This is a genomic window from Brenneria roseae subsp. roseae, from assembly GCF_003115845.1.
Lineage (GTDB): Bacteria > Pseudomonadota > Gammaproteobacteria > Enterobacterales > Enterobacteriaceae > Brenneria > Brenneria roseae.
Window position 1 is genome coordinate 1 of sequence record NZ_KZ819024.1, and the last position, 12,677, is coordinate 12,677.

A 12,677-nucleotide genomic window follows, 5' to 3' on the forward strand; every position below is an offset into this window, starting at 1 on the left:
AACTCTTCAATTTAAGAATGGTTTGATTCGCTTAATTAAAAGCTGTGCTCAAAGAATTAATAACTGTTTATTCGTAATGAATTTACTGTCAGTCACTCTTCAAGACTTTTTATATCATCAAGATACGGTCTTGTGAGTGCCCACACAGATTGTCTGATTAAATTGTTAAAGAGCGTTGCGTTTGGGCCTGAGCCGCTAACGCGAGGTGGCGTATATTACGCTTTCCTCTTTCAGAGTCAACGCTTATTTTCAGCATTTTCTCTTTCTTTTCTCTCCGCACCACTGTGATTAAGCTCACAGTGCCGTGTCGATGGAGGCGCATTATAGAGAGGGAATCTGGAAGCGCAAGCAAATATATTCAACTTCTTTCTGTTTGCACAACTTTCATTCACTTAGTCTATTAACTACGCTTTTTTATCCATTGAGGAAGATCCGCAAGACTATCAATGACGCCATCCGCCAATGTTTCCCCTTGTTCAGAGATCGGTTTGCCACTGCGAACCAGGACCTTGGTTCCAACACCAGCGGCGATCCCCGCCTGCATATCTTCTACTTTATCCCCTACCATATAGGAAGCAGCCATATCGATATTCAGGTGTCGTTGTGCAGCGAGCAGCATGCCTGGCTCTGGTTTACGACAATCACACGTCTGACGATAATCCCCTTCCCCCTGATCGGGAAGGTGTGGGCAAAAATAGATGCCATCCAGATCGACATCGCGGTCTGCCAAAGACCAATCCATCCACTCGGTCAGCTGCATAAACTGATTTTCAGTAAACTTACCACGCGCAATGCCGGATTGATTGGTGACAACCACCAGAGCAAACCCCATTTTCTTCAGTTCTTGCATGGCTTCAATCACACCGTCAATGAATTGAAACTGATCGATCTCATGCACATAACCGTGGTCGATATTGATCGTGCCGTCACGATCAAGAAAAACGGCTGGAACACTTTGTGCCACTTACTTAGCTCCCGATGGCGTAAATTACTCGTTAGTATCGCATGTTTTCACCGACAGAGAGAACGCCCGGTAACATCAATCTCAATTGACTCAGACGTCTAGACGCCCTAACATCCAATGACTATTCCGTCTCCACGGAATCTGGTTTATCCAGCCATAGGCACTAACGATAAAAATATATGATTGAACTTTCTAATATTACCAAGGTTTTTCAGCAAAATGGACGCTCGATTACTGCGCTTGCTGATGTCAACCTTCATGTTCCGACGGGACAGATCTATGGCGTTATTGGCGCATCAGGCGCAGGTAAAAGTACGCTGATCCGCTGCGTTAATCTGTTGGAACGCCCCACGCAAGGTAAAGTGCTGGTTGATGGTCAGGATCTGACCCAACTTTCAGATAGTCAGCTCACGCGCGCGCGCCGTCAAATTGGGATGATTTTCCAACATTTTAATTTGCTTTCGTCGCGCACGGTTTTCGGCAATATCGCCCTTCCGCTGGAACTTGATAACACGCCAAAGAGCGAAATTACCCGCCGGGTGAATGAATTACTGGATTTAGTGGGTCTGTCAGATAAGCACGACGCCTACCCCGCCAACCTTTCCGGCGGACAAAAGCAGCGTGTAGCCATTGCCCGTTCATTAGCCAGTAACCCTAAAGTTTTGTTGTGCGATGAAGCAACCAGCGCGTTGGATCCGGCAACGACCCGATCCATTTTGACGTTACTTAAAGATATCAATCGTCGTCTGGGACTGACGATCCTATTAATCACCCACGAAATGGATGTCGTAAAACGTATTTGCGACCAGGTTGCCGTGATCAGCGATGGATGTCTGATTGAGCAGGACACGGTGGGACAATTGTTCTCCCACCCCAAAACCCCGCTGGCGCAGAAATTCATCCATTCAACATTACATTTGGATATTCCCGAAGATTACGTTGAACGCATGACGCCAACGCAGCGGGAAGGCAGCGTGCCATTGCTGCGTATGGAGTTTACCGGTCAATCCGTAGACGCGCCGTTGCTATCCGAAGTCGCCCGGCGTTTCAACGTCAACAATAATATCATCAGCGCGCAGATGGATTATGCAGGCGGAGTAAAATTCGGCATTATGCTGGCGGAAATGCACGGACAGGAGGCGGATACTCTGGCGGCAATAAAATTCCTGCAAGATCACCATGCAAATATCGAGGTATTAGGTTATGTCTGAAGCCATGATGTGGCTAATGGCCCGTGGTGTGTGGGAAACCGTGGCAATGACATTGGTTTCCGGCTTTTTTGGTTTTGTGCTTGGCCTGCCGGTGGGCGTGCTGCTTTACACCACCCGACCGGGGCAAATTATCTCTAACCCCAAACTTTACCGGGGGCTTTCAGCCCTGGTAAATATTTTCCGTTCCATTCCTTTTATCATTTTACTGGTATGGATGATTCCATTCACCCGCATCATTGTCGGTACATCCATCGGTCTGCAAGCCGCAATTGTTCCATTAACCGTCGGCGCGGCGCCTTTTATTGCCCGTATGGTAGAAAACGCGCTGCTGGAGATTCCAACAGGATTGATTGAAGCGTCACGAGCCATGGGGGCGACGCCCATGCAAATCATCAGAAAAATACTGTTGCCAGAAGCATTACCGGGTCTGATTAATGCCGCGACCATCACGCTCATCACACTTGTTGGTTATTCCGCGATGGGCGGCGCCGTTGGCGCGGGCGGCTTAGGTCAAATTGGTTATCAGTATGGTTATATTGGTTATAACGCGACAGTGATGAATACTGTATTAATATTGTTGGTTATTCTGGTTTATCTGATTCAATTCTGTGGCGACCGCGCAGTAAAAGCCGTCACACATAAGTAAGCAAGCGTTGAAACCCGCATGTGCTTATTTCGAGCACATGCCACGAAGACATTTAATTTAGAGGGAAGGATATGGCGATCAAATTGAAATCCATCGCAGCCGTCGGCGCATTGATTGGCGCTCTGGCTATAGCGGGATGCGGTCAGGAAGAAAAAGACCCCAATCATATTAAAGTGGGTGTCATTGTTGGTGCCGAACAGCAAGTTGCGGAAATTGCTCAGAAAGTGGCAAAAGACAAATATGGTCTGGATGTTGAATTAGTCACCTTCAATGATTATGTCTTGCCTAACGAAGCACTAAGCAAAGGTGATATCGATCTGAACGCTTTCCAGCACAAACCTTATCTGGAGCAGCAAATCAAAGATCGTGGCTACAAATTGGTTTCCGTTGGTAATAGCTTTGTTTATCCGATTGCTGGATATTCAAAAAAAATAAAGTCACTGGATGAATTACAGGATGGTGCACAGGTTGCGCTGCCAAACGATCCAACCAATCTGGGCCGTTCATTGCTGCTGCTGCAAAAAGTAGGCTTAATTAAGCTGAAAGATAATGTTGGTCTGTTGCCGACGGTTCTGGATGTAACGGAAAATCCGAAAAGCCTCAAAATTGTTGAGCTGGAAGCCCCTCAATTGCCACGTTCCCTGGACGATGCACAAATTGCTCTGGCAATCATCAACACCACCTACGCCAGTCAGATTAACCTGACGCCGTCTAAAGACGGTATCTTTGTTGAAGAGAAAGATTCCCCGTATGTAAACCTGCTGGTTTCCCGCGAAGACAATAAAGATGCGGAAAACGTGAAAAAATTTGTTCAGGCCTATCAGTCAGACGAAGTTAACGAAGCAGCGAATAAAATCTTTAATGGCGGTGCCGTTAAAGGCTGGTAACATTCGGGTTACTCGTTTTATTAAAATATATCCTCAAGACGGGCCCCGGCCCGTCTTGTTATTTGTGCAATAGCTTGCTTCAATATCCGCTCTTTAAGAAAAAGCAGAGGTCATTCTATGCGCGTAATCCCTCTTATTCTGTTAACGATGTCGCTAACAGGTTGCTCTCTATTACAAAAACCAACGGAACCGGCTCCTCAACCTGCGAGTGAACCCAAGGCAGCAGAGCCGGTAGCCAAGCCAAAACCTGCTCCGCGCCCGGCACCTGCCGTTTTATATCAAAGCGCTGAAGAACTGGTTGGCAAACCATTCCGTGATATGGGTGAAGTGTCTGGTTCATCATGTCAGGTTACTGCTCAGGACGCGCCACCCAATACGGCCAATGCCCGCAGGCGAATGCAGAACAGGGCAACAGCCATGAAAGCCAATGCGGTTTTACTGCATGAATGCCAGATCATCAGCAGCGTCGCCGGTTGCTATCGTCAGGCGGTCTGTCAGGGCACAGCATTGAAAGTTTCAGATCAATGAGTCAGTTTGTTTTCAATCAGGTCGGTGTTATCCGTTCACCCTATAAAGAAAAATTTGCCATTCCGCGGCAGCCGGGTCTGATTGAAGATGGTGGTGGAGAACTCCAGCTATTGCCGCCTTATAATCAGGCGGAATGCGTGCGTGGACTGGCAGACTTTAGCCATATATGGATTTTGTTCATTTTCCATCAAACCATAGCGGGTGGCTGGCACCCCACCGTTCGGCCGCCAAGACTGGGTGGCAATGCACGCGTTGGGGTATTCGCGACACGCTCTACTTTCCGGCCAAACCCTATCGGGATGTCATTGGTGGAGCTGAAAGCTATCCATACGCAAGGCGATCGCGTCACGCTGGAATTAGGCAGTCTCGATCTGGTCGATGGTACGCCAGTCGTTGATATCAAACCCTATCTTCCTTTTGCGGAAAGCCATCCCAATGCATTGGCAGGCTTCGCACAGTCCGCCCCGGAAGCTAACATGTCCGTTATTTTCTCCCCGCTTGCAGAACAGCAGATCGCCAGCGGTCACCATAAGTATCCATATTTAAAACGCTTTATCAGTCAGGTCTTAGCTCAGGATCCGCGCCCAGCTTACCGAAAAGGAGAGGATGCGGAGCGGGAATATGCCGCTTTATTGCTGGAATTTAACGTGCGCTGGCGGGTATCTGGACAACAAACCGAGGTATTGTCCCTCGAATCCCGTTAAAAAACGTCGCCAGCAACAACCAGCAGGGCGATGGGCACGAATAAATAGCCCACCGTAAAAACGTCAGATGACGGTTACCACGAACGGGCTGCGGCTATTCATGCATAAATTTCTGCCGACTCTCTTTTGACGGACGGTCCACGCTGTTAAACTAAGCCACTTTTTATGCCTTCGGCTGCATTAGGCAGCACGATGCTATTTCTCGTTCTGACGGAACTAAAACACCATGCGTACTAGTCAATATATGCTCTCCACACTCAAGGAGACGCCTGCCGATGCGGAAGTTATCAGCCATCAGTTGATGCTCCGAGCCGGAATGATTCGCAAACTGGCCTCCGGTCTTTATACCTGGTTGCCCACAGGTCTGCGGGTTTTGAGAAAAGTTGAAACCATCGTGCGCGAAGAAATGAATAACGCTGGCGCGATTGAAATTTCCATGCCGGTTGTTCAGCCTGCCGATCTGTGGGTAGAAAGCGGTCGCTGGGAGCAATACGGCCCGGAGTTGCTGCGTCTTGTCGATCGCGGGGAACGCCCTTTTGTTCTCGGCCCTACGCACGAAGAAGTCATTACCGATTTGATTCGTAATGAAATCAGCTCATACAAACAGCTGCCATTGAATTTTTTCCAGATTCAGACCAAATTCCGTGATGAAGTCCGTCCACGTTTTGGCGTAATGCGCTCCCGTGAGTTTCTGATGAAAGATGCTTACTCTTTCCACACTTCACCGGAATCACTACAGGTGACATACGATGCAATGTATGCCGCCTATAGCAAAATTTTTAGCCGCATGGACCTCGACTTCAGGGCCGTTCAGGCCGACACCGGCTCCATCGGCGGCAATGCTTCTCATGAATTCCAGGTACTGGCCGCCAGCGGCGAGGACGATATTGTCTTCTCTACCGGCTCCGACTATGCCGCAAACATTGAACTGGCAGAGGCCGTCGCCCCCCAGTTAGGCCGAGCGGAAGCAACGGAAGAGATGCGTCTGATTGATACGCCAAACGCCAAAACCATCGCTGAACTGGTTGAGCAATTCAGGCTGCCGATTGAAAAAACGGTCAAAACGCTGCTGGTGAAAGCGGCGGAAGAGAGCGGCCATAAACTGGTCGCATTACTGGTTCGAGGCGATCATGAACTGAATGAAGTCAAAGCCGAGAAAATCGCCCTGGTCGCCAGTCCGCTGACTTTCGCAACGGAAGAAGAAATTCGCGCTATCGTCGGCGCAGGTCCTGGTTCCTTGGGGCCGGTGAATTTACCGATTCCCGCCGTGGTTGACCGTACGGTTGCCGCGATGAGCGATTTCGGCGCCGGCGCCAATACGGACGGTAAACACTATTTTGGCATCAACTGGGAACGTGATGTTTCCCTGCCGCTGGTTGCAGATATTCGCAACGTGGTAGAAGGCGATATCAGCCCGGATGGCAAAGGAACGCTGCAAATCAAACGCGGGATCGAAGTAGGCCATATCTTCCAACTGGGCAGTAAGTATTCAGAAGCGCTGAAAGCTACCGTTCAGGGAGAAGATGGACGTAATCAGATCCTGACCATGGGCTGCTATGGCATTGGGGTGACTCGTGTGGTTGCCGCCGCCATTGAGCAGAATCACGACGATCGCGGCATTATTTGGCCAGATGCCATCGCACCGTTCCACGTAGCGATTCTGCCAATGAATATGCACAAATCTTTCCGGGTGAAGGAAGTCGCTGAAGAGATCTATCAGCAGTTGCGCGCCCACGGTATTGAGGTCCTGCTGGACGACCGTAAAGAGCGTCCGGGCGTTATGTTCGCCGATATGGAATTGATTGGTGTGCCACACACGATCGTCATCGGCGATCGTAATCTGGATAACGAAGAGATTGAATATAAGAACCGCCGCGGCGGTGAAAAGCAGATGATTAAAACCAGCGAAATCATCGATTTCCTGCTGGAAAACGTTGTTCGCTAATCTTCATCCAAGCGCCCTTTCTGAATGGGAAGGGCCGCCATAAAAAAAGGTGGGTTACCCCCACCATTTTTATTCTGACGAATACCGCATCGGCTCCGTATTATTCACGTTATTCACGGAACAATTCTTCAATGTTAAGGCCCTGCACCTGCAAAATTTCACGCAGACGACGTAAGCCTTCAACCTGAATCTGCCGGACGCGTTCCCGAGTCAGGCCGATTTCCCGACCAACATCTTCCAACGTTGCGGCTTCATAACCCAACAAACCAAAACGCCGGGCCAAAACTTCACGCTGTTTGGCGTTAAGTTCAAACAGCCACTTCACGATATTCTGCTTCATATCGTTATCTTGAGTGGTGTCTTCCGGCCCGTTGTCTTTCTCATCGGCCAGGATGTCCAGCAGCGCTTTTTCCGAATCACCGCCAAGCGGTGTATCAACAGAGGTGATGCGTTCGTTCAGTCGCAGCATGCGATTGACATCATCAACGGGTTTATCAAGCTGCTCGGCAATTTCTTCCGCGCTCGGCTCGTGATCCAGTTTATGAGAAAGTTCGCGTGCCGTACGCAGATAAACATTCAGCTCTTTGACGATATGGATAGGCAAACGGATGGTGCGGGTTTGATTCATGATTGCCCGTTCAATCGTTTGTCGAATCCACCAGGTGGCATAAGTGGAAAAACGAAATCCTCTTTCAGGATCGAATTTTTCAACAGCCCGGATCAAACCAAGGTTCCCTTCCTCAATCAGATCCAGAAGCGCCAGCCCGCGGTTGTTGTAACGACGAGCAATTTTCACTACCAGTCGCAGGTTGCTTTCGATCATCCGGCGCCGCGACGGAACATCGCCGCGCAATGCGCGCCGGGCAAAATAGACTTCTTCTTCAGCGGTTAAAAGAGGCGAATAACCAATCTCTCCCAAATAGAGTTGCGTTGCGTCTAAAACACGCTGTGGGACGCCTTGTGCTAACAGCTCGTCTTCAGCCGAGTCATTATCAGCGGTTTCTTCCTCTGCCAGCGCCTTATCGTCAAAAACATCAAGTCCATTCTCTTCGAAATCAGCATCTTCCTGTAACTCGTTAACTTTCAGCGTACTTTGGCTCATAAGTGGCTCCTACCCGTGATCCCATGGCAGAATACCGGAATACTCTGCCCGATTTATCGCTGCGGAAGAAAACGCAGCGGGTTTACGGATTTCCCCTTGTAACGAATTTCAAAATGCAAACGAACTGAACTGGTTCCGGTGCTACCCATGGTAGCGATTTGTTGCCCCGCCGTGACCTCTTGTTGTTCCCGGACCAGCATAGTGTCATTATGGGCATAGGCGCTCAGGTAGTCATCATTATGTTTGATGATTATCAGATTCCCGTAACCTCGCAAGGCGTTGCCCGCATAAACTACACGCCCACTGGCGGTAGCCATGATAGGTTGCCCACGTGAACCGGCGATATCAATCCCTTTATTTCCCCCCTCGGATGCAGAGAAACTATCGATGACTTTCCCTTCGGTAGGCCAACGCCAGCTACCGACAGCAGCGGTACTACTTGCATTGCTGCTTGCCGGTGCGGTCACAGGCGCAGTGGCTGTCGCCCCTGCCGTAGGTAACATTTTACCTACATTCTGTTTACCCGAATTATCAGAATACGCGTTAGTTGACTGAGAATCAACCGGTGTAGTCTGTATTTGCGAACTTGACGGCGGCACTGGAACGCCTCCCGTCGTCGCATCCGTCGCGGCCAGCATACCGCCGCCGCTGGTCAAACCGCCGGTTGTACCGGCAGAACCATTGCCAAGACTCAGCGTCTGGCCGACATTCAGACTGTAGGGTTCCGGGATATTATTCCGCTGCGCCAGGTCCCGATAATCGTTACCGGTAATCCAGGCGATATAGAACAGCGTATCGCCCCGCTTGACGGTATAGCTATTGCCGCTATAACTTCCTTTTGGGATATTGTCATAGCTGCGGTTATAGACAATTCGGCCATCACTCGTGGTGGCCACTGCGTCACCCGATGTCGTTCGTGATGAGGACGCAGATAACGTTCTGCTGCCCGTATTTCCGTCGACACTGCTTATCGGTGCGGATTTGGTGTTATTGCTGGAACACCCAGCCACGCCTAAGATAATCACCATACAAGCAGCAATCTGACGCAAATTCATCATTCGGCTTCCCATGCGCCCATTCCCCTATAACTATAAAATTCATTAATCAATTCAGACATTTGCACCTCGCACCCATTGTAGCGCAGCTGATATCAGGTGTTTTTGTTCATCAGTCAGAACGAAAAGCTCGCCATTTCTTCATCACTGGCGCATAAGCAAAACAGGAGAGACAACAATCATTATCTGATGCTAGCAATATCAATGAGTTCGTACCATAAAACAGTTGTATTGAAATTTTAATGAATTAACAACAATACAAAACCATCGCAACGGTATCAGGCTAATTCGCCTTTGACTAGCGGAACAAACCGAACGGCTTCAACAGACTGGATAATGAACTCTCCCGCATGACGTTGCACGACCTGCAACGTTTGTGATTGATCGCCAACCGGCAAAACCATCACGCCGCCTTCATCCAGCTGTGCCAGCAAGGCTTTCGGGATCTCTGGCGGCGCCGCGGTCACAATAATGGCATCAAAAGGTCCGCGAGAAGCCCAGCCCTGCCAGCCATCGCCGTGGCGGGTGGAAACATTGTGCAAATCAAGCTGTTTAAGCCGACGTTTAGCCTGCCATTGCAATCCTTTGATGCGCTCAACAGAACAAACATGCTTGACCAGATGTGCCAGAATCGCCGTTTGATAGCCGGAACCCGTGCCAATTTCCAATACGCGCGAAACCGGCGTCAGGCACAGTAATTCCGTCATCCGCGCCACCATATAAGGCTGCGAAATCGTCTGACCGGAGCCTATCGGCAATGCGGTATTTTCATAAGCCTTGTGTTCAAACGCCTCGTCAACAAAGCGTTCTCTGGGTACAGCCTCAATAGACTTTAACAGGCGTTCATCCTGTATTCCCAACTGGCGCAGCTGCGCCAGCAACGTTTGCATGCGTTTGTTCACCATTCTCCGCTAACCTCAGATTTGGCTAACCCCATCATCATCGTCAAAGATACCCGATCAAGAAAAATAAACCGCAATACATCAGGCAACAATATCCGTTCCCTGTTGCTGGTTGATAATTTCACGCACCACGCTGGTCGCGAAACTGCCGGCCGGCAGCCAGAATGTCAGCCCAACCGTACTTTCATCCAGCCAGTTCCAGTTCATACGCTGCGGATACAACAAGATCGCACGCCGAGCGGGTTCGACCCGTTCACGTTGTAATAATGACCATAACGTTTCTTGCCCGACCAGACTTTGCTGCTCAAAGGCCAGTGCGATATCCTGAGTACCGAGAGCGCCATCACCGGGTAATGGCGCGGTTACCTGAAGCTCGCCCGCATCAAGTCTCGCCTGTAACTCCGCCAATTCATCCGACCTGGCGACAAACCAGCTCCCCCGGCCGGTCAATTGTAACGCATCGCCGGGTAAAACGGTTTTGGCCTGCTGTTGAGCAAGCCTGGCGGCAGCCACCTGATTAAACAACGCGCTACGGCTGGCGGAAAGATAAAAACTGCGTTTAGCGCGTTCTTTTACCCGAATGTCGTTGTTCGCCCAGAGACGAGCCTGCTCGAGATTATTTCCGTCTTTGCCGAATCTTTGGCTACCAAAATAGTTAGGCACCCCTCGTTCGGCAATCAGCCGTAAACGGGATTCCACCGCTGAGCGATCGCTGATCTGACGCAACACCAGCGAAAAATCATTACCTTGCAGCGTACCAATACGCAATTTACGACGATGACGCGCAAATTCAAGTACCTCACAACCTTCCAGTTCGAAGGCGTTCAGGTCAGGTGATGCCTTACCGGGAATATGGAGGCAAAACCATTGTTCTGTAACGGCATGACGGTCTTTCAGGCCGGCATAACTCACTTCGCGTTGAGGCAGGCGGCAAAACTTTGCCAGCGCTTCGGCCACAAACTGCGTATTGCAGCCGCGCTTACGAATACGAACCAGAATATGCTCACCGTCACCATCAGGCTGAAATCCCAGATCCTCAATCACGCTGAAATCTTCTGCTGTGGATTTCAGCATCCCCGATGCCTGCGGCTTGCCATGCAGCCAGATTAGCGCTTCGCTATTATCCATCGTTACCATCAGAGCGTACTTACCATGCGACGATTTCACCCGCTTCATTTTTTACCAGCAGCGCCACGGCTTCGCAGGCAATCCCCTCCCCCCGGCCGGTAAAACCCAACTGTTCCGTTGTGGTGGCTTTAACGTTTACATCATCCATATGGCACTGGAGATCTTCGGCCAGATTGACGCGCATTTGCGGGATATGCGGCGCCATTTTAGGCGCCTGGGCGATAATCGTGACATCCAGGTTTCCCAGACGGTAGCCTTTCTCAATAATCCGCCGCCACGCTTCCCGCAATAATCCACGGCTGTCGGCGCCTTTAAACGCCGGGTCAGTATCAGGAAACAACTTACCGATATCGCCCAACGCCGCCGCGCCTAATAAGGCATCCGTCACCGCATGCAGCACAACATCACCGTCTGAATGGGCCAGTAATCCCTGAGTATGGGGAATACGCACGCCACCGATCACCAGCGGTCCTTCTCCACCGAATTTATGAACATCAAAACCGTGACCGATACGCATTGCGCATTCTCCTTTATGTTTATTCAATCGTATGATTGTGGTGCAAATTCGTTAAATAAAATTCAGCCAATGCCAAATCTTCCGGACGGGTCACCTTAATATTATCAGCCCGACCGCTGACAATCTGTGGGCAATAGCCGCAATACTCCAGCGCCGACGCTTCATCGGTGACCACCACGCCATCGTTTAAGGCGCGTCGTAAACAGGTTTTCAGCAACGCGGACGGAAACAGCTGTGGCGTCAACGCATGCCATAGATCGCTGCGATCAACAGTGTGTTTGATAATCTGTCCTGAACCGCGCTTCATGGTATCACGAACCGGCGCCGCCAGAATTCCACCCACATCACTGTGTCCAACCAGACTCAGTAGCCGTTCCAGATCGTCCTGATGCAAACAGGGACGCGCGGCATCGTGTACCAATACCCATTCCGTCTCCGCAATATCCTGTAGCCCCGCCAATACAGAATCGGCGCGCTGTTTTCCTCCCACAACCACACTGACGCGGGGATCGCGGGCAATAGGTAAAGTATGAAATGAGAGATCGTCGGCGCTAATGGCAATGACAGCGCGATGAATCCGCGGGTGGGATAACAGCGCGCTCACGGCATGTTCAAGAATGGTTTTATTACCAATGGTCAGGTACTGCTTAGGGCAGTCGCTTTGCATCCGGCTGCCATTACCGGCAGCAGGCAGGACAGCGACAATCTCTGGCTGGGAAGCACTCTGTTTTAGCATGTTTAGCGCGATGTGTTGTTAGGTAAGGATGAAGACGTCGTCGCAGTACGATGGCTGGATTCCGGCACCAGACGATAGAAGTTCTCACCAGGCTTAATCATGCCCAGTTCGTTGCGCGCACGCTCTTCAATCGCTTCCTGTCCGCCGTTCAGATCGTCAATTTCGGCAAACAATTGTTCGTTACGGGCTTTCAGTTTGGCATTGTTCCCCTGCTGGACAACAACATCATCTTTTACCCGCACATAGTCGTGAATACCATTCTTGCCCAGCCACAGTGAATACTGAAGCCAGCCAAGCAACACCAATAATAACAGCGTAAGTTTTCCCATCCCGCCCCCTGAAAAAACGCCTA

At 50.2% G+C, this 12,677-nt stretch carries 14 protein-coding genes; 6 read left to right on the plus strand and 8 right to left on the minus strand.

The window, feature by feature from the left end; all coding sequences use genetic code 11:
- Positions 1–400: 400 nt before the first annotated feature.
- Positions 401–964, minus strand: coding sequence for a D-glycero-beta-D-manno-heptose 1,7-bisphosphate 7-phosphatase (gmhB, locus tag DDT52_RS04360; RefSeq protein ID WP_136155287.1), 564 nt, complete (start codon positions 962–964; stop codon positions 401–403).
- A 179-nt stretch (positions 965–1,143) separates the two neighbouring features.
- Between gmhB and metN the strand changes: the two genes are divergently transcribed.
- The 6 genes from metN to proS all read left to right on the plus strand — a co-directional run bounded on the left by metN (position 1,144) and on the right by proS (position 6,885).
- A complete protein-coding gene (metN, locus tag DDT52_RS04365) occupies positions 1,144–2,175 on the plus strand; it encodes a methionine ABC transporter ATP-binding protein MetN (RefSeq protein ID WP_136155288.1) in 1,032 nt (343 codons plus the stop codon).
- Positions 2,168–2,821, plus strand: coding sequence for a methionine ABC transporter permease MetI (locus DDT52_RS04370; RefSeq protein WP_136155289.1), 654 nt, complete (start codon positions 2,168–2,170; stop codon positions 2,819–2,821). The genes metN and DDT52_RS04370 overlap by 8 nt, the downstream gene beginning before the upstream one ends.
- 71 nt (positions 2,822–2,892) lie before the next feature.
- Positions 2,893–3,708 carry a MetQ/NlpA family lipoprotein gene (locus tag DDT52_RS04375; RefSeq protein ID WP_136155290.1) on the plus strand — a complete coding sequence of 272 codons (816 nt, stop codon included), beginning with the start codon at positions 2,893–2,895 and terminating at the stop codon, positions 3,706–3,708.
- 117 nt (positions 3,709–3,825) lie between these two features.
- Positions 3,826–4,236, plus strand: a complete 411-nt coding sequence (rcsF, locus tag DDT52_RS04380) for an Rcs stress response system protein RcsF (protein WP_136155291.1) — start codon at positions 3,826–3,828, stop codon at positions 4,234–4,236.
- The gene (tsaA, locus tag DDT52_RS04385) at positions 4,233–4,940 is read left to right on the plus strand and encodes a tRNA (N6-threonylcarbamoyladenosine(37)-N6)-methyltransferase TrmO (protein ID WP_136155292.1); all 708 of its coding nucleotides are present in this window, start codon (positions 4,233–4,235) and stop codon (positions 4,938–4,940) included. Before rcsF ends, tsaA begins: the two co-directional genes overlap by 4 nt.
- Positions 4,941–5,166: 226 nt before the next feature.
- Positions 5,167–6,885 (plus strand): proline--tRNA ligase, encoded by a 1,719-nt coding sequence (gene proS, locus DDT52_RS04390; protein ID WP_136155293.1) that lies wholly within the window; start codon positions 5,167–5,169, stop codon positions 6,883–6,885.
- A gap of 109 nt (positions 6,886–6,994) precedes the next feature.
- Here the strand turns inward: proS and rpoS are convergent, their stop codons facing one another.
- From rpoS to ftsB, 7 genes are all read right to left on the minus strand, one after another.
- Positions 6,995–7,987, minus strand: coding sequence for an RNA polymerase sigma factor RpoS (gene rpoS, locus DDT52_RS04395; protein WP_109052649.1), 993 nt, complete (start codon positions 7,985–7,987; stop codon positions 6,995–6,997).
- A 53-nt stretch (positions 7,988–8,040) separates the two neighbouring features.
- Positions 8,041–9,045, minus strand: a complete 1,005-nt coding sequence (nlpD, locus tag DDT52_RS04400) for a murein hydrolase activator NlpD (protein WP_168709729.1) — start codon at positions 9,043–9,045, stop codon at positions 8,041–8,043.
- Positions 9,046–9,320: 275 nt separating this feature from the next.
- Positions 9,321–9,947, minus strand: a complete 627-nt coding sequence (locus DDT52_RS04405) for a protein-L-isoaspartate(D-aspartate) O-methyltransferase (RefSeq protein WP_136155295.1) — start codon at positions 9,945–9,947, stop codon at positions 9,321–9,323.
- A gap of 78 nt (positions 9,948–10,025) precedes the next feature.
- Positions 10,026–11,072, minus strand: coding sequence for a tRNA pseudouridine(13) synthase TruD (gene truD / locus DDT52_RS04410; RefSeq protein WP_136155562.1), 1,047 nt, complete (start codon positions 11,070–11,072; stop codon positions 10,026–10,028).
- 19 nt (positions 11,073–11,091) lie between these two features.
- A complete protein-coding gene (gene ispF, locus DDT52_RS04415; RefSeq protein WP_136155296.1) occupies positions 11,092–11,589 on the minus strand; it encodes a 2-C-methyl-D-erythritol 2,4-cyclodiphosphate synthase in 498 nt (165 codons plus the stop codon).
- A 19-nt stretch (positions 11,590–11,608) separates the two neighbouring features.
- Entirely contained in the window at positions 11,609–12,325 is a 717-nt protein-coding gene (ispD, locus tag DDT52_RS04420) for a 2-C-methyl-D-erythritol 4-phosphate cytidylyltransferase (protein ID WP_136155297.1), read from the minus strand.
- 2 nt (positions 12,326–12,327) lie between these two features.
- Positions 12,328–12,654 carry a cell division protein FtsB gene (ftsB, locus tag DDT52_RS04425; RefSeq protein ID WP_109052644.1) on the minus strand — a complete coding sequence of 109 codons (327 nt, stop codon included), beginning with the start codon at positions 12,652–12,654 and terminating at the stop codon, positions 12,328–12,330.
- Between the last annotated feature and the right edge of the window lie 23 nt (positions 12,655–12,677).

Excerpts from the sequence above, each read along its gene's own strand:
- metN (WP_136155288.1), top strand. The coding sequence starts at position 1,144 with ATGATTGAACTTTCTAATATTACCAAGGTTTTTCAGCAAAATGGACGC.
- DDT52_RS04370 (WP_136155289.1), top strand. The coding sequence starts at position 2,168 with ATGTCTGAAGCCATGATGTGGCTAATGGCCCGTGGTGTGTGGGAAACC.
- DDT52_RS04375 (WP_136155290.1), top strand. The coding sequence starts at position 2,893 with ATGGCGATCAAATTGAAATCCATCGCAGCCGTCGGCGCATTGATTGGC.
- rcsF (WP_136155291.1), top strand. The coding sequence starts at position 3,826 with ATGCGCGTAATCCCTCTTATTCTGTTAACGATGTCGCTAACAGGTTGC.
- tsaA (WP_136155292.1), top strand. The coding sequence starts at position 4,233 with ATGAGTCAGTTTGTTTTCAATCAGGTCGGTGTTATCCGTTCACCCTAT.
- proS (WP_136155293.1), top strand. The coding sequence starts at position 5,167 with ATGCGTACTAGTCAATATATGCTCTCCACACTCAAGGAGACGCCTGCC.
- rpoS (WP_109052649.1), bottom strand. The coding sequence starts at position 7,987 with ATGAGCCAAAGTACGCTGAAAGTTAACGAGTTACAGGAAGATGCTGAT.
- nlpD (WP_168709729.1), bottom strand. The coding sequence starts at position 9,045 with ATGATGAATTTGCGTCAGATTGCTGCTTGTATGGTGATTATCTTAGGC.
- DDT52_RS04405 (WP_136155295.1), bottom strand. The coding sequence starts at position 9,947 with ATGGTGAACAAACGCATGCAAACGTTGCTGGCGCAGCTGCGCCAGTTG.
- truD (WP_136155562.1), bottom strand. The coding sequence starts at position 11,072 with ATGGATAATAGCGAAGCGCTAATCTGGCTGCATGGCAAGCCGCAGGCA.
- ispF (WP_136155296.1), bottom strand. The coding sequence starts at position 11,589 with ATGCGTATCGGTCACGGTTTTGATGTTCATAAATTCGGTGGAGAAGGA.
- ispD (WP_136155297.1), bottom strand. The coding sequence starts at position 12,325 with ATGCTAAAACAGAGTGCTTCCCAGCCAGAGATTGTCGCTGTCCTGCCT.
- ftsB (WP_109052644.1), bottom strand. The coding sequence starts at position 12,654 with ATGGGAAAACTTACGCTGTTATTATTGGTGTTGCTTGGCTGGCTTCAG.